Annotated in this window: 16 protein-coding genes and 1 tRNA gene; all 17 read left to right on the forward strand. The window is 41.8% G+C overall.

Annotated elements, in window-relative coordinates; genetic code table 11:
* The first annotated feature begins 47 nt into the window (after positions 1-47).
* The 17 genes from LDO51_RS17885 (at position 48) to LDO51_RS17965 (ending at position 22,624) form a co-directional block, all read left to right on the forward strand.
* A tRNA-Pro gene (locus LDO51_RS17885) sits at positions 48-124 on the forward strand.
* A 766-nt stretch (positions 125-890) separates the two neighbouring features.
* Complete coding sequence (tssB, locus tag LDO51_RS17890; RefSeq protein WP_225575632.1) at positions 891-1,388, forward strand: type VI secretion system contractile sheath small subunit; 498 nt, start codon at positions 891-893, stop codon at positions 1,386-1,388.
* Between the two features lie 19 nt (positions 1,389-1,407).
* Positions 1,408-2,952, forward strand: coding sequence for a type VI secretion system contractile sheath large subunit (tssC, locus tag LDO51_RS17895; RefSeq protein WP_225575633.1), 1,545 nt, complete (start codon positions 1,408-1,410; stop codon positions 2,950-2,952).
* Positions 2,953-2,974: 22 nt separating this feature from the next.
* Positions 2,975-4,312 carry a type VI secretion system baseplate subunit TssK gene (gene tssK / locus LDO51_RS17900; RefSeq protein ID WP_225575634.1) on the forward strand — a complete coding sequence of 446 codons (1,338 nt, stop codon included), beginning with the start codon at positions 2,975-2,977 and terminating at the stop codon, positions 4,310-4,312.
* Positions 4,309-4,965, forward strand: a complete 657-nt coding sequence (gene tssL / locus LDO51_RS17905; RefSeq protein ID WP_225575635.1) for a type VI secretion system protein TssL, short form — start codon at positions 4,309-4,311, stop codon at positions 4,963-4,965. Before tssK ends, tssL begins: the two co-directional genes overlap by 4 nt.
* 2 nt (positions 4,966-4,967) lie before the next feature.
* Positions 4,968-6,707 (forward strand): OmpA family protein, encoded by a 1,740-nt coding sequence (locus tag LDO51_RS17910; RefSeq protein ID WP_225575636.1) that lies wholly within the window; start codon positions 4,968-4,970, stop codon positions 6,705-6,707.
* A gap of 2 nt (positions 6,708-6,709) precedes the next feature.
* Positions 6,710-7,201, forward strand: a complete 492-nt coding sequence (locus LDO51_RS17915; protein ID WP_006660409.1) for an Hcp family type VI secretion system effector — start codon at positions 6,710-6,712, stop codon at positions 7,199-7,201.
* A gap of 212 nt (positions 7,202-7,413) precedes the next feature.
* Positions 7,414-10,077 carry a type VI secretion system ATPase TssH gene (gene tssH, locus LDO51_RS17920; protein WP_225575637.1) on the forward strand — a complete coding sequence of 888 codons (2,664 nt, stop codon included), beginning with the start codon at positions 7,414-7,416 and terminating at the stop codon, positions 10,075-10,077.
* Positions 10,074-12,599 (forward strand): type VI secretion system Vgr family protein, encoded by a 2,526-nt coding sequence (locus LDO51_RS17925; RefSeq protein ID WP_225575638.1) that lies wholly within the window; start codon positions 10,074-10,076, stop codon positions 12,597-12,599. The genes tssH and LDO51_RS17925 overlap by 4 nt, the downstream gene beginning before the upstream one ends.
* Before the next feature lie 43 nt (positions 12,600-12,642).
* A complete protein-coding gene (locus LDO51_RS17930) occupies positions 12,643-14,379 on the forward strand; it encodes a lipase family alpha/beta hydrolase (RefSeq protein ID WP_225575639.1) in 1,737 nt (578 codons plus the stop codon).
* The gene (locus LDO51_RS17935) at positions 14,360-15,472 is read left to right on the forward strand and encodes a T6SS immunity protein Tli4 family protein (RefSeq protein WP_225575640.1); all 1,113 of its coding nucleotides are present in this window, start codon (positions 14,360-14,362) and stop codon (positions 15,470-15,472) included. Before LDO51_RS17930 ends, LDO51_RS17935 begins: the two co-directional genes overlap by 20 nt.
* A 461-nt stretch (positions 15,473-15,933) precedes the next feature.
* The gene (locus LDO51_RS17940; protein WP_263869908.1) at positions 15,934-16,776 is read left to right on the forward strand and encodes a T6SS immunity protein Tli4 family protein; all 843 of its coding nucleotides are present in this window, start codon (positions 15,934-15,936) and stop codon (positions 16,774-16,776) included.
* Positions 16,777-16,905: 129 nt separating this feature from the next.
* Positions 16,906-17,205, forward strand: a complete 300-nt coding sequence (locus LDO51_RS17945) for a hypothetical protein (protein WP_225575641.1) — start codon at positions 16,906-16,908, stop codon at positions 17,203-17,205.
* 61 nt (positions 17,206-17,266) lie between these two features.
* Positions 17,267-17,524 carry a PAAR domain-containing protein gene (locus LDO51_RS17950; RefSeq protein WP_225575642.1) on the forward strand — a complete coding sequence of 86 codons (258 nt, stop codon included), beginning with the start codon at positions 17,267-17,269 and terminating at the stop codon, positions 17,522-17,524.
* A gap of 17 nt (positions 17,525-17,541) precedes the next feature.
* A complete protein-coding gene (locus LDO51_RS17955; protein ID WP_225575643.1) occupies positions 17,542-18,627 on the forward strand; it encodes a hypothetical protein in 1,086 nt (361 codons plus the stop codon).
* A 1-nt stretch (position 18,628) separates the two neighbouring features.
* Positions 18,629-21,982 (forward strand): ImcF-related family protein, encoded by a 3,354-nt coding sequence (locus tag LDO51_RS17960; RefSeq protein ID WP_423810947.1) that lies wholly within the window; start codon positions 18,629-18,631, stop codon positions 21,980-21,982.
* Positions 21,983-22,054: 72 nt separating this feature from the next.
* Positions 22,055-22,624: a PAAR domain-containing protein gene (locus LDO51_RS17965; protein ID WP_225575645.1), complete on the forward strand. Its 570-nt coding sequence runs from the start codon at positions 22,055-22,057 to the stop codon at positions 22,622-22,624.

Genomic DNA, 22,624 nt, shown 5'->3' on the forward strand with positions numbered 1-22,624 from the left:
TATATTTTTGCCTAAAGCCTTTGTTGTAAAGGCAGGCATTTATTAATCGGCACGTAGCGCAGCTTGGTAGCGCACGGTCATGGGGTGTCCGGGGTCGGAGGTTCAAATCCTCTCGTGCCGACCAAATTCTCGCAAAAGCTAGCCTATTCGGTTAGCTTTTTATAATTCAATACTTTCCTTTCTTTGATCATTATCTGATATCCAATTGCATCGTTATTAGAATAATAACTACCATTCCTTTAACCTTTTATTGAAGATACGGCATGCGCATTTATTTTTCCAAAACAAACGTTTGATTCACACGAAAACGATCTAAACTTTGTGCAATACCTCACTTAACAAAATCATTTTTTGAATAATTCGGAATAAATCTTAATAAACTAAATTAATTCAGAATAATCATCCATTATGTTTTATGTAAGATTTTGCGAGTAATTTACATTCATGAAACATTTTTTTACACTTTATTTTTGGTTTTAGTTAACAATTTATATTAAAAATTAGAAATAACTCAATTAATAGTATTTCTCTTATATTATCACCTGATACCACCCCGTATATGTGTGAAATTATTTATATATTCTGATTTTTTTAATAATCACCTCTGTTTTCACCATCAAAATTTCCTGCAAATTATCCACTCTCATTTATTAGAAATTAAAAAATCGTTGATTTTAAATGATTTTTAATTAATTAATTAGGCGGAAATTCACAAAAACACGTTCTGCCTCACTCAAGCATAAAATCACATACATTAGAAACCTTGATCTATCTAAATTAAAATTATATAAAATAGAAAGCCGATTTAAGCCAAATTAAAGTTTAATAATATATTTCATTTGCAAATTGTTCATATTTAAAACGATTAATATCACTAAAGGATTTCCAAAATGTCAGATAGCTTCCAAAATGAAGTGCCGAAGGCTCGGGTTAATATCAAATTAGACTTGCACACAGGTGGTGCGCAAAAAAAAGTGGAATTACCACTTAAATTATTAGCTGTTGGTGATTACAGCAATGGACAAGATAGTCGAGCATTATCTGAACGAGAAAAAGTTAATATTAATAAAAATAACTTTAATAGTGTACTCACTGAATTTGCGCCGACCATTAACCTCACTGTGAAAAATACCCTTGCAGGTGATGGAAGTGAAGAAAGTATCAATCTCTCTTTCAAAAACATGAAAGATTTTGAACCTGAGCAAGTTGCCCGTCAAATTCCACAACTGCGCGCAATGCTAGCCATGCGCAATCTGCTACGTGACCTGAAATCTAATCTCCTCGATAACGCAACGTTCCGCCGTGAACTGGAAAATATTCTTAAGGATCCAGAACTCAGTGATGAACTTCGTGAAGAACTAGCACAGTTAGCACCAAAGAAAGATTAATTTGGATTATTAAAGGATTATGCTGATGTCTGTAAAAACTGAATCAACTCAAGGCGCAACAACTGTACTGGATGACACATCAAGCCAAGGTGTTTACGCTTCTTTGTTCGAAAAAATCAATTTAACGCCAGTCGCATCAATCAGTGATATTAACGCATTCCAAGACAATGCGGCTTTAGCTGATGCTACGGCTGACGAGCGTGTCACTGTCGCCGTTCAAGTCTTTCTAGATCGTCTAAAATCATCAGGTCAAAAAGTCGAGCGTTTAGACAGAAATCTACTCGACCACCATATTGCTGAACTTGATAAGCAAATCAGCCAACAACTGGATGAAGTCATGCACCACCAAGACTTCCAAAAAGTTGAATCTACTTGGCGTGGCTTGAAATTCCTCGTTGACCGCACTGATTTTCGTCAAAACGTCAAAATTGAACTGCTGGATATTGCTAAAGACGATTTACGTCAAGATTTTGAAGATAGCCCTGAAGTCATTCAAAGCGGTCTTTATCACCATACTTACATTGCTGAATATGACACCCCAGGTGGCGAACCTATCGCGGCAATGATTTCTAACTATGAATTTGACCGTAGCCCGCAAGATATCGCCTTACTGCGTAGCATCTCCAAAGTCTCAGCATCCGCACATATGCCATTTATTGGTTCAGTGGGACCAAAATTCTTCGGCAAAGAGACGATGGAAGAAGTCGCGGCAATCAAAGATATTGGCAACTATTTTGACCGCGCTGAGTACATCAAGTGGAAATCATTCCGTGACTCTGATGATGCTCGATATATCGGCTTAACCATGCCTCGCGTCCTTGGTCGTCTACCATACGGCCCAGATACCGTGCCTGTTCGTAGCTTCAATTACGTTGAAGAAGTGAAAGGTCCTGACCACGAGAAATACCTGTGGACCAACGCCACCTTTGCTTTTGCGGCCAACATGGTGAAAAGTTTTATCAACAACGGTTGGTGCGTACAAATTCGTGGACCTCAAGCTGGTGGTGCGGTTAAAGACCTCCCGATCCACCTGTTTGATTTAGGCACAGGTAGCCAGGTAAAAATTCCATCCGAAGTGATGATCCCAGAAACCCGTGAATTTGAGTTCGCCAATCTTGGATTTATCCCGCTGTCTTACTACAAAAACCGTGATTACTCCTGCTTCTTCTCTGCTAACTCGGCGCAAAAGCCTGCGTTATATGATACCGCTGATGCCACCGCAAACAGCCGTATCAACGCCCGCTTACCGTACATTTTCTTACTGTCTCGTATCGCCCATTACTTGAAGCTTATTCAACGCGAAAACATTGGTACCACCAAAGACAGACGCTTACTTGAGTTAGAACTCAATAACTGGGTTCGTGGCTTAGTCACTGAAATGACCGATCCAGGTGATGACTTACAAGCTTCTCACCCGCTGCGTGATGCAAAAGTGGTTGTTGAGGATATCGAAGATAACCCTGGCTTCTTCCGTGTGAAACTGTATGCGGTTCCACACTTCCAAGTTGAAGGTATGGATGTTGATTTATCGTTAGTTTCGCAGATGCCTAAAGCTAAAGCCTAAAGGTTATTAAAGGTCATTCAGGATGAAAATCTACCGTCCCCTATGGACAGACGGGGCCTTTTTGGCCCCTCAGCAATTTCAACAGCAAGCCCGTTGGGACGGTCATGTTGCTGAAGTCGTCGCACAAATGGGTATCGCCTCCACGTGGGGCGTCATTAGTACCGAGTTTGATATCAGTGCATTAACGCTCTCTCGCGTAAGCGCCCAAAAAATAGTGGTGCGCTTTCACGACGGCACACTGATTGACACAACCTTAGCTGATGCCCTTCCTCCGGTATTGTCCCTCAATGATTATGCGGACCGCCAATCATTGGATATCGTTCTGGCGTTGCCTTTAATGTTAGCCAATGGCGGAAACTTAGTTCCTGAAACAGGAACTGACCGTCCACGTCGATTTAGCCAAGAATGGGTTAAAGTCCAAGACCTATTAGGGCATGAACAAACAGACATTGCCGTGCTACGTCACGTGGCAACACTGCGTTTTGCTCATGATGAGAATGAAGCCTATATGACCTGCCCTGTTGCACGCCTTATTCGCAACGCTCAAGGGATGTGGGAATTTGATAACCACTTCATTCCCCCCTTACTTTCCTGCCAAGGAAGTTCTGAATTACAAACATTGCTTTCTGAGTTTATGCACCGTTTAGTGGCTAAGCGCCGTCGTTTAATGGCGCTACGTCGTGAAAGTAATGAAAAAATGGCCGACTTTGTGGTTGCTGATGTTTCACTGTTTTGGTTACTGAATTCACTCAATAGTGCCGAGCCTGTCCTCAATGAACTCAGCACAGCGTTACATCGCCATCCTGAATTACTCTATCGAGAGCTAGCTCGTTTAGCGGGCAGCTTATTAACTTTTTCCTTAGAAAGTAAGTTGGAAGACATTCCGCTGTACAAACATGAGCAACCAGAGCTCGTTTTCCCACCTCTTTTCGCCTTATTAAATACACTGCTTGAAGCCAGTTTGCCTTCTCGTGTTATTAGCATTGAACTGGCGAAAGAAGGTCCATTCTGGAAGGGTCAACTTCATGACGGTCGACTACGTGAAGAAGCCGATTTTTACTTATCGGTTCGCTCATCATTGCCTGCTCACTTATTGATCGCTCAATTTCCACTACTTTGCAAAGCGGGCAGCAGTGATGATGTGGCTGACGTCGTTAATGTGGCTCTCAATGGAATTCCATTGAAACCTCTCAGTCATGTCCCAACAGCGGTTCCTCTTCGCTTAGAAAATCAATATTTTGCGCTAGATATTGAAACACCTGCGGGTCAAGCCATGCTCTCTTCTGGGCAATGTGCTTTCTATGTTCCAAGCACGTTAGGTGACATTCAATTAGAGCTGTTTGCGGTACTTCGCTCATGAACAATACAACATCGCACCATACTATCGACATGATATTCGCCCAAACTTGGCTGATGGTTTGCCAATTACATCAAGGCACCGCCATCACTCAAGGGGATAGTTTTTATCGTCGCGTTTGCCAGCTCATTGATGAAACACGTCAAAAACTGCTCGAACATGGCTATCCTGAATCCGCCATTGAGCACATGCAATACGCTCAATGTGCTCTGATTGATGAATCTGTGATGAATCGCCAGCACCAAGATGATGGCTACAACACATGGATCCAATCTCCTTTGCAAGCTCGCTACTTCAATACATTAGAAGCGGGAGACAAACTTTGGGATCGCCTACGCGGCATTTTAAATGAAACCGCCCCTAACCCTGACGTTTTGCTCTGTTTTCATCGCGTGCTTACCCTCGGATTTGTCGGTAAGTTTCGTCAAAAAGAGGCGCCAGAACGTGAGCGCATCGTCGCTCAACTCAATGTTCAACTTCCAGACTATCTGATCACCTCAGAATTACCACTCGTCGTAAAACCTAAATTACGGTTTAGCCGTCGCAGACTTTACTGGTTTGGTTGGATAGGCGGCATCCTCATAATCTCCGCCATGTGGTGGGGGTTCAGCGCTTCGCTAGAACATTTACTACAACAGTGGATGACACAAGGATAGGCATGCAAAATCCAATCAAACAGTGTCTGACGCTTTTTGCTACGGGGCTTTTCTTGTGGCTACTCTGGGGATTTTGGTCTCTGGGGCAAAGCGTCACCATTTTTGTTTCCGTCTTCGTCTTAGCACTGACAGGTGGAATGTTGCTTTGGCAATATAAACAACGACGCCAAGTGTTATCCACTGAACATGATTATACGGGTGCATTTCCTACTGATAATTATCAGGGGCCAGTCATTTTAGTTTGTGGTCAATCTCAAGCGCTATTTCTGGATGACCAATTACACAGAGAAACAAATCAAGGTTGGTATATTCGCGTATCCGCGCCCACTGAGCTCGTTAAACTGATTGCCGCATTAGTGGAATATGCCCCTTCGCTATCTGGGCACTTATCCTTACTTTACGTTGTATTACCCGAGCAACTTACCCAACAAGAAATCCTGACACAAGCGCTACTCAACTGGCGTCGAGCCATTGGGGAAAGCCGTCAAAAAATAGGGGCTAAATTGCCATTTTGGGTAACGGTATACCTTTCTAAGCCTCATCACGCTGATACCGCTATGCATGTTGATGATGAGCATACCCCTTGGATGACGTTACTCAGCCACCAAACTGAATTTCAGGTAGAGCAAGAAAGTGCTATGTCAGTCCCTTACTCGGTATGGCTACCCACGCATATCGGACAGTCAGAACAAAGCCTACAATTTTCTCTATGGCTAGATACCTTACAAAGCTGGCTAAACCAAGTTTTAGTTCCGCAATTCACCCTGCCTCAAGCTGGAGCGCCGAAGCAAATTCCTTCTGCATGGGCCATTCAGTGGATTGATATCACTAGCCAGCCTAACAATTTATGGCAGCAATTTATCCAAGAAAAAACCACATTGCCATTGCGTTCCTCAGTACAAACAACGGATTTACTCCCTTTGCCGGATGTCATGCTACGCCGCTTACATCATGATATTAGCTTAAGCCGAACGGAAAAAAGCCTCGGTGCAATTGGCGTTATTTTTGGGATTTTCTTAGCGGGTGCTTTAGTCGGTAGCTACCATCATAACCAGCAACTCATTCGCCATATTGGCGAAGATATCGCTCGTTTCTCTCAGCTTTCTGAGACCCCACTCGCACCAAAATTGACCGCTTATCAGCAGCTACAAGATGATGCCGCTGAACTTGCACGTTGGGAGCGCGAAGGGATCCCAAGCGCTTACTCTTTAGCTATATATCAAGGTAATCGAATATTGCCTTACTTACATACCCTGCTAGGAAGTTGGGCGCCTTCTCAACCTGAAATCGCCCCTGAAGCACCTGCTGCACCACCTCAAATCGTCACGTTGGATAGTTTGTCCTTATTCGATGTTGGGCAATACACACTCAAAACGGGCGCGACCAAAGTGTTAGTTGATACGTTACTCAATATCAAAGCCAAACCCGGCTGGTTAATTATGGTTTCTGGCTATACCGATAACACCGGGAATCCAGAACAAAACCAAAAACTGTCTTTAAAACGCGCAGAGTCTGTCCGTGATTGGATGATCCAAACCAGCGATATCTCACCAACCTGCTTTGCAGTGCAAGGCTACGGACAAAATAACCCCGTTGCCGACAACAACACCGCTGACGGACGCGCTCGCAATCGTCGCGTAGAAATTCGCCTGATACCTCAAGCTGAGGCTTGTCAGATATTGGGCGTCAACACCGTACCATCGATGGATGGTGGTACACATTCCACACTAAAGGAGAAGTAGTTATGGCTATTCCAGTTTATTTATGGCTGAAAGATGATGGCGGTGCTGAAATTAAAGGTTCTGTCGACGTACAAGACCGTGAAGGCAGCATTGAAGTGGTTGCTCAAGACCATAACCTGTACATCCCAACGGATAACAATACCGGTAAATTAACCGGTACTCGCATCCATACGCCATTCATTTTTGTGAAAGAAATTGATGCTTCAAGCCCTTATCTTTACAAGGCTGTTACCACCGGTCAAACCCTGAAAGAAGCTGAATTCAAATGGTATCGCATTGATGATGCAGGGCAAGAAGTCGAGTATTTCAACACCAAGCTCGAAAACGTCAAAGTCGTGAAAGTGGCTCCAAAAATGCATGACATCAAAGATCCAGGCAAAGAGAAGCACAACCATCTCGAAGAGATTGAGCTGCGCTACGAAAAAATCACTTGGACATACAAAGACGGCAACATCATCCATTCCGATTCTTGGAATGAGCGTGCTACCGCTTAATTAAGATAAGCAGGCGTTTCGGCGTCTGCTTTTTTCTTGCGCCCCTTGCGCAACCTCACTCACACACAACACATTTTGCCATTAAACAAGCTATACGCGCTTTCAACCGCGCATTCCCATCGCGAATATCACCTTATGAACCTCGGTTAACGGTTAGGGGCGGTAGCGTGCCTAAACACATTGATATCCACCAGATTATCTAGGGAGAGAACATGGAAAATTCTTCAGTTATGTTATTGCGTCGCCTAAACCCTTTCTGTGCAAATGCACTAGAGGCAGCAGCTTCCTTGTGCCAAACACGCGCCAATGCTGAGATCACCATCGAACATTGGTTACTCAAGCTGCTTGAGCTAGGAGAAAGTGATATCACGGTGTTAGCGCGTCGCTATGAATGGGATATTTCCACACTTTGGCAAAGCCTGTTAACAGAAATCGACAGCCTACCTCGCTCTATCCATAGCCGCCCATCCCTCTCAAAATCACTCCTAAACTTAATTCAAAACGCATGGGTGATAGCTTCATTGGATGAAGATATCGAGCACATTCGCAGCGTCCATATTCTGGCGGCGATGGTGAAGCAACCCTCTTTAGTTCCGAACGACGCTCTTTGGCCATTAATGACCTTAAGCTTCACGCAATTACAGCGCTTAAGACCGATGCTTGATGCGCAATCCGATGAGCGCCCTGAAGTTCAGCAACTTGCGGCGCATAATCAATCTTTGCCAGCAGAAGCGCCACTTGAAACGCAGTCAGCAAACGAAACTCCAGCACCGAATGTCATCGGTAACACACTGAATGATGCCTTACTGGCCGTGCTGAATAAATTTACGGTGGATGTGACCGAAAAAGCGCGTGAAGGTGCAATTGACCCTGTCTTTGGACGTGATGACGAAATCCGTCAAATGGTGGATATTCTGTCTCGCCGCCGCAAAAACAACCCCATTCTCGTGGGCGAACCCGGTGTTGGGAAAACAGCGTTAGTGGAAGGTTTAGCCCTACGTATCGTTGAAGGTAATGTTCCTGTCAGCCTGCAAACCACATCATTACGCACATTAGATTTAGGGCTACTGCAAGCAGGAGCTGGCGTCAAAGGCGAATTTGAACAGCGCTTAAAAAACGTGATTGAAGCCGTACAACAATCTCCTACTCCGATTTTACTGTTTATCGATGAAGCCCATACCATCATTGGCGCAGGCAACCAAGCTGGTGGCGCTGATGCCGCTAACTTACTCAAACCCGCCCTTGCCCGTGGTGAATTACGCACGATTGCCGCCACCACTTGGTCTGAATATAAACAATACTTCGAGCGTGACGCCGCTTTAGAGCGCCGCTTCCAAGTGGTTAAAGTTGATGAACCTGATGACGAGAAAGCTTGCTTAATGCTGCGTGGACTAAAACCACGCTATGCAAAATATCATGGTGTTCACATTACCGATGATGCGGTCAAAGCCGCTGTCACCTTATCTCGCCGTTACTTAACCGGTCGCCAACTCCCCGATAAAGCCGTGGATTTGCTCGATACCGCCAGCGCCCGTATCCGCATGAGCCTCGATACGCTTCCTGAAGCACTGACCCGTTTAAAAGCCAAGCGCCATGCGTTAGAGCTTGAACAGCAAGCGATTCTAGATGATTTAGCGATTGGCAACACTACCAACCAATCCCTGCTGAGCGAATTAGTCACCCAAGACGCGCAAATCGCCTTGCAACTGACTGAGTTAGAACAGCGTTTTGAGCAAGAAAAAAACCTTATCAGCCAGCTCTTAGAGCAGCGCCGTCAATCCCAAGATGTCAGCAATATCCAATCACAGTTAGAACTCGTTCAACAAAATGAACCGCTGATCACCCCCGATGTGGATGTTAGAACCGTAGCCACGGTCATTGCCGACTGGACAGGCGTGCCATTATCCAGCCTCTTAAAAGACGAACAAACCGAACTGCTGGAGTTAGAAGACTCGCTAGGCAAACGTGTTGTGGGTCAAGAAAGCCCATTACTGGGGCTTGGACAACGACTGCGTGCTGCTCGCACGGGTCTCGCCTCAGAAAATGGTCCTCAAGGGGTATTTTTATTAGTGGGTCCAAGCGGAATCGGTAAAACTGAAACCGCCTTAGCCTTGGCAGATGTCCTGTTTGGTGGCGAAAAATCCTTAATCACCATCAACATGTCCGAGTATCAAGAAGCCCACACCGTCAGCCAATTAAAAGGCTCGCCTCCAGGTTATGTTGGTTATGGTCAAGGCGGGATTTTAACGGAAGCCGTCCGCAAGCGCCCTTACAGCGTCGTGTTACTCGATGAAGTAGAAAAAGCCCACCGCGATGTGCTCAACCTGTTTTATCAAGTTTTCGACCGTGGATTTATGCGCGATGGCGAAGGTCGTGAAATTGATTTTCGCAATACCGTGATCTTAATGACAGCCAACTTGGGCAGTGACTTGCTTATGCAGCAACTCGAAGAGTTTCCTGAGTCTACCGACGGCGAGCTGCAAGAACTGCTGCGCCCAACCTTGCGCGACCACTTCCAGCCAGCTTTACTCGCACGCTTCCAAACCCTGATTTATCGCCCATTAGGCCCTGTGGCACTGCGCCAAATTGTTGAAATGAAATTGGGCAGCGTGATTAAGCGTCTTTACACCCACTACAAGCTTGAAGGCATTATCGAAGAAGCGCTGTACGACACGCTGGTGAGTGCCTGTTTATTACCCGACACCGGTGCCCGCAATATAGACAGCCTACTGAATCAGCAGATTTTACCGGTACTTAGCCAACAATTACTCATGCGCCAAGCTAACCACCAGCAAGCGCAAAGCCTGACTTTGGGGTATAGCGAAGAAGACGGGATCACCCTGCATTTCAGTGATATTGAGGAGATAAATCCATGAGCCTACTCGATACAACCAAAAACCTACTTCAAGGTCAAAACCGCTATCGCTTAGAAGTGCAAGGCTGCTCAGATTTACTGGACGTTGAACATTTTACGGGTCGTGAAGCCGCTAGCGATACTTATCGCTACCAAATTACGTTTACCTGTTCCGCCCAAGATCTTTCTGCTCAACAATTATTGCGCCGTAATGCCAGCCTGACCTTTTGTGCACCGATAAGTAACTTAATGGGACTCGCCACTCAGCCGAGCGTTGCCAAGCGCGTTCATGGTGTAGTGACGGATTTCCGTCGTCTCTCTGGCTCTGCGGATGAAGCTCGCTACCAATTAGTTATTGAGCCTTTCTTTGCGCTACTGCGCCATCAAATTCGCAGCCACCGTTTCTTTATCAACCAATCCATCCCTGATGTGGTTGAACAAATTCTGCGTGAACATAATTTCAAAGGCTGGGAGTTCGAATTTCATCTCGACAAAGCGTACCCAAAACGCGAACAAATCAACCAAATTAACGAAAGTGACCGCCAATTTATCGAGCGTTTACTCAGTGAAGTGGGTATTTTTTATCGCTTTGGTTTACAAGATGACACCCAAACCGAGGTACTCCATTTTACGGACAGCCAACGCGGCTATGTGTATGACAAAACGCTGCCATTAAATAGCCCATCTGGGCTGAGCGATAACCATGTTGACAGTGTTTGGGGATTATCTTTACGTCATCAAGTAGTTGAAAGCACTGTTTTTGCCAAAGATTATAACCACCGACTGGCGGAAGATACGTTGATTTCCGCCGTCGCAGACATGACTCGCGGTGATGGCGAAAAAATCAACTATGGCGATGTTTATCACTATAAAGGCCGCCACCTAACCCGTGGAGACAAAATTCGCCCTGAAACTGAAACCGCTAATTTCTGGGCAAGACTCGATCACGAGCGCTTTTTGGCTCGACAAACTTTACTACGCGGAGAAAGCAGCGCAGCAGACCTGACGCCATTATTAGTGCTAAGCATTCAAGATAACCCGCTCAGTTCGACGTTACCCAGCGTATTCAAATCACCCGTTTTAATTACTCGCTTACGCTTTACCGCCAGCCGAGATAAAGCACTAACCGTCCGCTTTGACGCCGTGCCTTACACGGAATCACTGTGCTGGCGCCCTGCACTCAAACCGCGCCCGGTGATTGCCGGAACCTTAATGGCGCGCGTCACCAGCGCAAAAGACCACGATATTTATGCCCACCAAAATGAACATGGATTTTATTGGGTCAAATTCGACGCAGATCGTGATGATAAAACCAAGGGCTATGAAAGTATGCCCGTTCGTTTGGCGCAACCTTACGCAGGCGATACTTACGGGATGCATTTCCCGCTGATCCAAGGGACTGAAGTCGCTATCGCCTTCCATGAGGGTGACCCAGACCGTCCTTACATTGCTCATGCACTGCATGATTCCCGCCACCCTGACCACGTGACGGATAAAAATAACACCCGCAATGTTATCCGCACGCCTGCGAATAACAAACTGCGCATGGAAGATAAACGCGGGCAAGAGCATATTAAGCTCAGCACCGAGTATGGCGGAAAATCCCAGTTAAACCTGGGGCATTTGGTCAACGCCGAGCGCGAACAACGCGGTGACGGTTTTGAGCTACGTACTGACAGCTGGGGTACGATTCGTGCAGGTAAAGGGTTGTTTATTACCACCGATAAACAGGATAAAGCCGGTGGTGACGTGTTGGCGATGGAAGAGGCTGTTGCCCAGTTAAAACAAGCCCAGCAGCTCACTGAATCTCTTAAAGAAGCAGCAAAGATCGCAAAAGCTGAGCTGGCTGATTTACAAACTCAAAAAGTTCTCCTCTCTGACACTCTTCATGAACTTAAACAATCTGCGCTGCTTATTTCTTCTCCAGAAGGTATCGCACATACCTCACCTAAAAGTATTCAACTTTCATCTGGTGAAAACATTATTGCAACCGCGCAGAGCAGTGCCGATTTTAGTATTGCCAAAAAATTTACCGTTGCCGCAGGCGAAATTATTAGCCTATTTGCACAAAAACTCGGTATCAAAATTTTTGCTAATCAAGGCAAAATCGCTATCGAAGCTCAGCACGACGAAATGTCATTAGATGCATTAAAAGATTTAAGCATCAGCAGTCATGATGGCAAAGTCATTATCAAGGCTAAAAAGGAAATTATCTTAACCAGTGGTGGTGGATATATTCGTATTGCGGATGGTTCTGTGGAATGTGCCGCACCGGATAAGATTATTGAGCGAGGCGCTGTGTGGCAAAAATTCGGAGGGCAGAGTATTAATACTGCAATGCAATCTTGGGAAAGCTCTGAGTTTGCGGTTAAGCCTCAGTTTGTGAGTTATGACAAAGAAGCACAAATTGATTTATCACATCCTGTTGGCATTATTGCTGACGGTGCTAAAAGTTCTAGTACTAGTGACACATTAGGAAACGTATCTGAACAAAAAGGATTAGGTCTCGATAAATTGAACATTGAATTTAACGACAAGAAATAGTTTGTAGCTATTAAATATGTTCATTTCATTTTAAGGAATTTATATGGTCGATAAATCAGATAACGAAGCAAAAATTGGTGAGTGCCAGCACACTTCATATCATTTACCTCAATGGGATGAAAATGGGAAATGCAGTTGGGTTGATATCCAACGTCAACATAAATCCCTCAATGCTGAAGCGAAATGTATCGTACCGCCAACAAAAGTTATTCCTGTCATTTTTATTCCGGGGATTATGGGGACAAATCTTAAACATAAGTATACAAAAGAGTCGTTATGGAAATCAGATCTAACATTAGGTATTGATTCTACTTACTTAATTCCCAAAAGCGGTGCAGAAAGACGAGAGATACTAAATCCAGACACCACCATTATTGATAATAGAAAAGCTAGTGTGAGTCCCAAAATACATACTCGATTCTCGGATGATGGCGGACTATTCCCTACTCGATATGAACGTCATTGGGGGGAGGCTTTGTATTTAAGTTATGGTGAATTTTTATCTACATTTCAGTATGCATTATTAGATGATTGGCAAAAGCACATAGCTAAAATGGCTAAAATGGCTAAAATGGCTAACATGAAAAAGTATCTTTATGATGAAGAAAGGAATACAGGGGTTTTAAGTCATTTAATAGATAAAAAATTGGGAGATAAAAATGATTCACCATTAAATAAAGAAGAGCTTGAGCATTTTAAACTTTTTCTTTTTCCTGTTCATGTATTTGGCTACAACTGGCTAGTTGACAATGCAACATCAGCCGAAGAGTTGGTTAAATATATTGATGAGGTACTTAAAACTTACAAAAATAAACACGGCTATGGTTTAGCTATAGAAAAAGTAATTCTAGTTACCCATTCTATGGGAGGGTTAGTAGCTCGTTATGCTATGAATCCATCAGAGGATTCTACATTTAAAGGATGTAAAGATAAGGTTTTAGGAGTTGTTCATGGTGTTATTCCTGATTTAGGGTCACCAGCAGCTTATAGAAGAATAAAAACAGGCGCTGGACAGGAAGGTAAAATAGTTGGTCAGGTTTTAGGGGGAACTGCGAGAACTCTCATGCCAGTGCTAGCTAGAGCTACATCAGCACTACAGTTATTACCTTATCCAACTTATAAATCACCATGGTTAACTATTAAGAATGATGATTCATATCCAAAAGTGAAAGATCCTAAAACGAATAAAAATGACCCATTCTCCGAGATATATTTACGAAATGATGTTTGGTGGAAAATGTATGAACCAGATATTATTGACTCAGATCCATTAACTATCAAAAATAATTGGAATGAGTATTCAAATTTAATGAGAAATAAAGTTAAAACATTTATGCTTCATCAAGAAAAAGGACTTTATCACCCTAATACATATGTTTTCTATGGTAATGAAGTTAAATCAGATAACTGGTTGGAGTGGAAGCTAGAGTACGAAGGAAAACCTAGTTTTAATACAGGCATGTTCTCTTTAGATAAAGATAAATATAGAGAACAGATATCTAATAATAGATATATGGATGTAAAAAAAGATGGCTCCTGGTATCAACAATTTGTATTAATTCCATCAGAAAAAGAAGGGGATGGTACTGTTCCTATTGAATCATTATATGCTATTAACAATAGTTCTGATGTAAAGAGTATATTAAAAACTAACGTCGAACACCAAAGTGCCTATGGCGTTGATGGGGTTGAATTTTCTGAATTTACTAATGCAGTGAAGTTCACTTTAAGGTCAATAATAAAAATGGTGCAAGATATCAATGCAGATAAAGCCAAATAAAATAAAAACGTACATAACTACTCTTGGTGTAATCGTTATTTTTATTATCACTGGGTTTTGGTTGAAAGTTGAATTCAAAGAACCTATATTAAAAAATGAGGAAAACATTATGATTGATGAGCTTTTTAAAGATACTAAACCTCAATGTATTGGCCGTTACATTATTGACATCCCAATATCTTTCAATAACAAAATCAGCAATGTAAAATATATTGATGAATTTAAAATTGAAAGTAAATTTATTTATCCCCCAGCATTCAAACAACGAGTAGAGTTGAGAGAAAAAGAATTAAGAGAAAGCAATGCCAGTATAGAAAATAGCCCTGTTTTAAAAAGAATTATCCAATTACCTGATAGTAAAGGTATTATATTTGATAGAAATCAACCGAATTCTAATGATTCCTATAGAACATTGGAAGCTCATGTTTATGTTAATCATATAGCCTTTATTATTACTACTGACATTTTGGATTTATCTGACCCTAAATATTCTGACGAGAAAAAATCCTACATGGAAGTATCTGGTTTTAGTGAGGCCGATACAGATAACAGTTCAATTAAACTATCTGATATGCAATCTTTAATATCTAGACTTAGTGGTCGTTTAGATAACGAAATCCCTAAAGATAAAGGCACTTGTATTCCTAACGGATTTATTCTTGATGATAATAAACCACACAAAAATGATATTTATTTTTTATATGAAAATGATAACTTTAGAATATCTGTAAATACGTCAAGTAACAATCAAAAACAGAATGATTCATTACTAACTAGAGAATCTGAAGGACGAAAAACTCTTATGAAGAATAATAAGAAAACATTAAGAACAAATAATATAAATCATAATGGTATTAATTCTCAAGAATGGCTCATTAGCGGAGAGCAATCCATTTACAATGAAATTAAAAAGAAAGTAATTTCAGATTACCCATATTATTACTTTAGGCTTGAAACATCACTACCAACATCTCCACTGTTAAGTATATCGATGTATAATACCGAGGTGGAAACTATATATAGTAAATCTGAAATGATTGAAATTTGGGATAGGATAGTCGGTTCTTTGCGCTATAAACCTAACGCCTTTTAATTTAAATAAGAATTATAATTAGGTAATTGAAAGTTAAGTAGTAGTATCATTAATCACTCATATTCAATCATCATTTATCATCGCCTATTCCATGCTTTTATACGTATTATTTAATAATATATTTGGTGAGTAACCAGCCTAAAAACACCATGAATCTATTAAATAACACTCTCCCGTCCGATAGTAAAATAATAGGGATTAATATTTGTGCGACTCATTAAAAACCACTATTGGAGCGTAATCATAATTATCGTGATTATAATACTTGTTGGACTCATTCTTTTTACAGAGCAACAAACGCACACCGAACTGAATGATAAAGAAAAATAGTAATAAATTCATTATTTGAGGAAGCTAAGCCGCAATGTATTGGGCATTATATTATTGATGTTCCAATTGGCTAGGAAAACGGTTCTCATGATAGTCTGTTTATTGATGATTTACATATTGAAAGTAAATTTATTTACCCTCCCGCCTTTAAACAACGTATTGAATTACGTGAAAAAGAATTAAGAGAATGGAAGCAAAGCGCAGAAAATTCACCAGCTATTAAAGAAGTTATCCAATTACCAGATGGTAAAGGTGTTATTTTTGATAGAAATCAATCTGGGTCTGATGATGCTTATAGAATATTGGAAGCATATGTATATATCAATAATATTGCATTTATAATAACAGCAGATATTTTGGATTTGTCAGATGCTAAATATGCTGATGAAAAAAAATCGTATATCGAAGTGTCTGGGTTTAGCGAAGCAGATACTAATACTCGACCTATGAAACTGGCTGAAATACAATCCTTGATTTCACAACTGAGCGGACGATTAGATCATGAAATCCCGACAGAAAAAGGTTTGTGTATCCCTAATGGCTTTATTCTCGATAGCGGAGACAAACATTCAGAAAAGGTTGGTTTTTCTTATAACACACCAGATTTTATTATTGGCTTACAGTCAGATAATACTATAGTTGGTTCAGATGACACACTTTTCAACCGAAGCAGTGCGATAGATAAGTCACTCAATTACACTTATTTTAAAACCATTCAAAAACAAAAGTTATCGCCAAATGGTATTCCCGCAGAAACATGGTTATTTGGTGGTGAACAAGTTTATGATGGCGTAAAAATGAAAGTGTATAATTTTGATTTTTATGCGAACGAAGCTACATCATCAAATAATAACCCATGGTTAAACATTATCTTAAATAGCGAATATAGACAAACCAGTTACAGTGAAGTTCAAATGGTCGAAATTTGGGATAGAATTGTCGGCTCGCTACGCTATAAATCTAATGCTTCCTGAAAAATCTAATCAGTCTCATTACTCGTCAATATTGACCTATTAAAGATATTAAATCTCCACAAATTAAAAATCACTCACCATTAAGTAAAATACAGTTTCACTTTAAATAAACATTAAAAGGAATAAATCATGAAATTCCCGTCAAAATATAAACTATTAATTATCACCTTCGCATCTTTAGTTTTTATTTCTGCCTGTCAGAAAAAAACAACTACAACAGAGCGAAATGAAAACATTCAAATTGTGAGTCCTTTTTCAGGTTCTGATACTGAAGGGCAATGCTATAAAATAACTGCCGAAAATAAAGATTATTATGGGCGACTAGATAAAAATGGTCATCCTTTACAAATTCCCGAACTGAAAGATAAAGATATTAAAGTTAGTTTAAGTCTATTAACCGATAGAGACTGTAAAGAAAAAGGAATTTAACCCTTTCATCATATTAATTACATCTAACTTATTGACCTTATACCTCAAAAGTAGGCTTTCTATGAAAGGACTTGTCTGTCTAGGTAGCAAAAATACCCATGGAGGCCACGTGCTCTCGGCTTCATCCACAATGTACATTGATGGTAAACAAGTTGCACTCATCGGAGATCTTGTTTCCTGCCCTAAACACGGAAATAACACCATTATAGAAGGGTCTGATTCCACTTTTGATAATGGAACTGCCGTTGTGGTTGATCAGTGCCTATGTTCATGTGGGTGTCGAGTAATCAGTTCTGAGCCTACAACTTGTATAGAATAGATAAGGATATCAAACTAATGCATTGGAAAATCCCCGCTATCCCTGATAAAACACCGAGAAAGAATCCCAGCTATAAAATTTTAATTGCTTGTTTCATAGGGATAGTTACCGCAATTTATGCTTACGGAGTAACATTACCGACCGAACAAAAAATGCGTTTATTTATTATCACATTACCAGTAACGACTCTTTTATTTCTGGCATGTTTTAGTTTTTTATATATACGCTATCAGCATTCCGTAATCACCTGTAATAACTGGGAAAAAGAAAAGAAAATCACCGAAATGGAATGGCAGCGTTGGTGCCAATCCTCAATGATATCTCTTGGTTATGTTAACTATACACCTGATAAAGAAGGCGCTGACGTATTTCTAAAAGATAACGAATCTATCCCAATGTTCCCCAATAAGCCACGGCAGTTATTCAACAAACAAAAAATTGATGAAGACCTTTTTTCAAAAATTGATAAAAATCTTGAAAAGCAGTGTCCAAATTATCGAGCGTATCTGTCAAATATTTATATCTTCGATAATGAAAATCGTTTTGACAGTGATACTCTAGTTTACAATCAATGGTCTCTTAAACCGACTGAGTCACCATCATATCAAACTATTTTTTCCGCTTATGACACTAAACATGAAGATACATTTTTGATTATAACTATCCAATCAGAATCAAATTTTAGTCAATTCGTTTCAGCACAATTATTTTCAACTCATAATCAATTAATTAATGCAAGTAATTCTCGCGTAAGTATAGAAAGGATTATGGAGATTGATATGCAAGATATTGATAATGAAATAATCAAGTTTATAAACTATAGCGGAATATCAAGAAAACATAAATTTCAAACCTGGGTAACAGAGTCTAAGCAAAATGTAATTGATAGTATTCTAATCAATTACAGTGATAAAAAAATCGAATTTGATAAACAGCACCCTATTTACTCTCTAGCATTATCTTATTCAGTTCCTCATCCGAATGCATTTTTAAGTTATCTCTCCTTGATGAGTGAAATAGCAAAAAAATCAGGTACAGATCAGGTTCTCATCCATTCTAATACTAACGGTTCTAGCTATGCCGTTTACATTCACAGGTTTTAATATGATAAATAGAACATCTATCAATTTACCTAGAGGGAAATTATTTTTTATTCTTTTCCTCGTTGTTATTCTCTCATTGATAACTCTGTTTTTTGTTTATCAATATACACCTTTTGATACAAGTCCATTCCTGATAGGAATATCTGTACTTAGTATAATTGCTCTATTTCTTATCTCTTTTTATCCCATAAAAAATAAGTTAACACAAAAAAAGCAACAAAAAGAATTCAAACCTCAAAATAATCCAATCGATTTGAATGCACCAATTAAAGAGATAAGCTTATTGCATAATGAAATTATTCAAGCATTACGCAACCAATACGGCACTTTCTGGCATTCCAAAGTCTCCATTCAGCTCCTCCTCGGCTCCCACTCCGCCATCGAAAAACTTGCCCCTAGCCTGACGCAAGAAATCTGGCAAGAGTGCGATGGCACCCTGCTGATTTACGGTGGCGATATCGGGAGTTCCATAGATTCTGAGCGACTAGAAACCCTCAAACACCTGCGCCGACGTCGTCCGCTTGATGGTGTGATTTGGGTGACAGAAAACAGCATTTCATCCCAGCTTTTAGACAACAGCGTCACGTTCACTAACCTCAATACCGCAACAGCCCACAATGCGGGGCGTGCTATCCAAAACCTTTTCCAAGAATTAGGTTGGCGAGCGCCTGTTTGGGTATGGAGTGTCAGTGACCAACAATCCCTCAGCGCTGTTGAAACGCCCTCTATCCTCTGCATGACAGAGCAAAATATGCCAGCCGAGGCGCTATCGCCTAGCTTATTAAGCCTAATCCCCGCGCTCGTTATCAACGGAACCCAAGCGTTATTGCGTGAACAGAAACACACCTATCTGCTTGCTTTGGCTCAATTTTTACAAAACGGTGGCAGCCAACAGCTCGCTACCGCATTAGCCCCACTCAATACCCAATTACGTACGCTGCCTTTTTCCGGCATTGCATTTAGCTCGTCTATCAATCCGTTAAATCAGCAACGCTTACCCAATAGTTGGCACCCTGATACCCGTTGGAAAAGTTGGTTGAATGTACAATCTGAACTGGCATCCGGTTTACAGCCTGCCGCTTTAGGCTTTGACAAAAAACGTCTGGTTCAATACGGCGCGGCCACTGCCATGACCTTGTGGGGCGCAGGCATGATTGTCTCTTACTTCGCCAATCGCCAGCTCATCGAAGAAAGCTACCAAAGTGCGAGCGTCGCCGCTAACAGCCAATTACCGGAAACTGAACGCCTCAAAGCCCAGTATGATTTTCAGCAAACCTTAGGCTTACTCAATCATCGCAAACAAACTTCGGTGCCTTTCTGGCTTCATTTTGGTTTAAATAGCAATGAACAACTGCTAGCTCGTTTATGGCCGCTATATCAACAAACGGTATTACCCCCTTTGCGGGATACCCTCGCGCAACAATTGACTCAACAATTACAAGCCTATGCCCAGTTATCCCCTAACAGTGATGACCGTCGTCAAGCCACCCAAGGGGCATATCAAAGCCTAAAAACTTACTTAATGATGACTGCCCCTGAGCGCATGGATCCCGCGTTTTTTACTGATAGCGTGCTCACGACCCTCCCCGCCCCGCAAGGAATGAATGACGGGGAATGGCAAACCCTCGGCAAAGAATTACTGATGTTCTACGCCCAGCAGCTACCGAAGCACCCCGAATGGCAATTAACTGCCAACAATAACCTGATTAATCAAAGCCGTACTTTACTCATTCGACAAATTGGTCAACGCAGCGAAAGCGCCACGTTGTATCAAGAAGTGTTACTGCAAGCGCAGCATCAGTTCCCCGATATGACCTTAGATGATATGACGGGCGATACCGATGCCAGCTTTTTATTCACCACCGATGAGTTTGTCTCGGGCATTTTTACCCGCAAAGCGTGGGAAGAATCTATTCAACCCGCCATCAAAAAAGTGGTTGAATCCCGCCGCAATGAAATTGACTGGGTATTGAGTGATAGCCAGCATGAACTTAGCCAAGATATTTCGCCTGATGCACTCAAGCAGCAGCTTACTGAACGCTATTTTGCTGACTTTTCTGATAGCTGGTTAAACTTCCTCAATAGCCTACAATGGCGTCACACTGAAAGTTTGTCTGATACTATCGATCAATTATCTTTAATGAGCGATGTGCGCCAGTCACCCGTCATTGCGCTAATGAATACCGTGGCTTATCAAGGTAAAACCGGACGCCAGCAAGAAAAACTCGCCGACTCCTTTATGAACTCCGCGAAAGACCTGCTCAATAAAGAACAGAAACCGGTCATTAGCCAAAAAGCCGATTTTACCGGACCGCTTGAAGAGACTTTTGCTCCAGTTCTGAATTTTGTGGACCCACAAGCCACCACGCAAACAAGCGATAACCTCAGCCTACAAGCCTATCTCACCCGTATCACTCGCGTACGATTAAAACTTCAGCAAGTGGTCAATGCCCCTGACCCACAGGCTATGTCCCAAGCATTCGCCCAAAGTATCTTAGAGGGAAAAAGTGTCGACTTTGCAGAAACCCGAGATATGGGCAGCTTAATTGCAGCAAGCTTTGGGCAAGAGTGGCAAAGCTTTGGGGATGCACTGTTAGTCGAGCCAATGACCCAAGCATGGCAGCAATTACTCACACCAACCGCCCAAGGCATTAATAGCGAATGGCAAAATGCCATTGTCAGCGAATGGAATAACGCTTTCGGCGGACGCTATCCGCTAAAAAATACCCAAAGCGATATCTCCTTACCGTTGATGGCGCAATATCTGCGTCCCGATAACGGACGTATTCAGCGCTTCTTAGAAACGCGTCTGCAAGGGGTTTTACGCAAAGAAGGCAACCATTGGGTACCCAATAGCACCAATGCCCAAGGCTTACGCTTTAACCCTGCCTTTTTAAACGCGCTAAATACCCTGACAGCGTTAGGCGATGTGGCCTTCGCAAACGGGGAAGCACGTCTTTATTTTGAAATGCGTCCAGGCACCAGTAAAAACGTCATGCAGACTATATTGGTGATCGATAAGCAAAATCTCACCTACGATAACCAGTTCCCGGAATGGCAACGTTTTGTTTGGCCTGCCGATACCGTCGCGTCTGGGGCATCATTAACCTGGGTGACCACGTCTTCGGGCACCCGACTCTATGGCGATCATCGTGGTGTATGGGGTCTGATCCGTTTACTCGAAACGGCCAACGTTGCACCTTACGCGGGCAGCACCAGCAGCTATACCGTCTCGTGGGTCACACCGGATGGCAACACGCTGAATTACCAACTGCGCACCGAAATGGGTCAAGGCCCGCTGGCGCTACTAAAACTGCGCAATTTCGTTCTACCTGAAAACATCTTTTTGGATTAACTAAATGGACTTATCGATAGATATTTTAAGAGAGTACTTTGAGAATCATAAAAAATAAATTTAAGGTAAATTATGACTATTGGATATTTCTTACGAGTAGGGGATAAGAGCACATGTGGTGGGCAAATTCTAACGGGTGATAATACCATGCAATGGTACGGTATTGCAGGTGCGAGAGAAGGCGACATAGTGAGTTGTGGTAAACATTCTGGGGTATACCACATTCTAGGTGGAGTTAGCAGTATATGGCTTGAAGGTAGAAAGCACGCAGGAAGCTTGGAAAGTTTCAGTTCATGCCCTTGTCATTCAAGATTTATACCTTCTATTTCAGACTGTTATAGTAGCGATGATGAATCATCAATCAACAATGAAACCGAATTGATAAAAAACATAATACCTCAACAAGTCATCGATAAATGGATTACTTTCAAGTTGCCATCTAATAGAGATTATTCAGGGTTTAATTATGTTGTTACGTTGGATGATGGGCAGTCCATAAAAGGAACTTTTAATGATGAAAATAATGTGAAAATAAGTTTAAAAACAGGAAGTCATGAGGCAAGTCTAAAAATAGAAAATCTAGAAATAAATGATGCTAGTAATAGTCTTAGTGAATTGTTATTAGCCAAAATAAAAGGATAA

It is taken from the genome of Providencia alcalifaciens, assembly GCF_020271745.1.
In the GTDB taxonomy this organism is placed as follows: Bacteria; Pseudomonadota; Gammaproteobacteria; order Enterobacterales; family Enterobacteriaceae; genus Providencia; species Providencia alcalifaciens_B.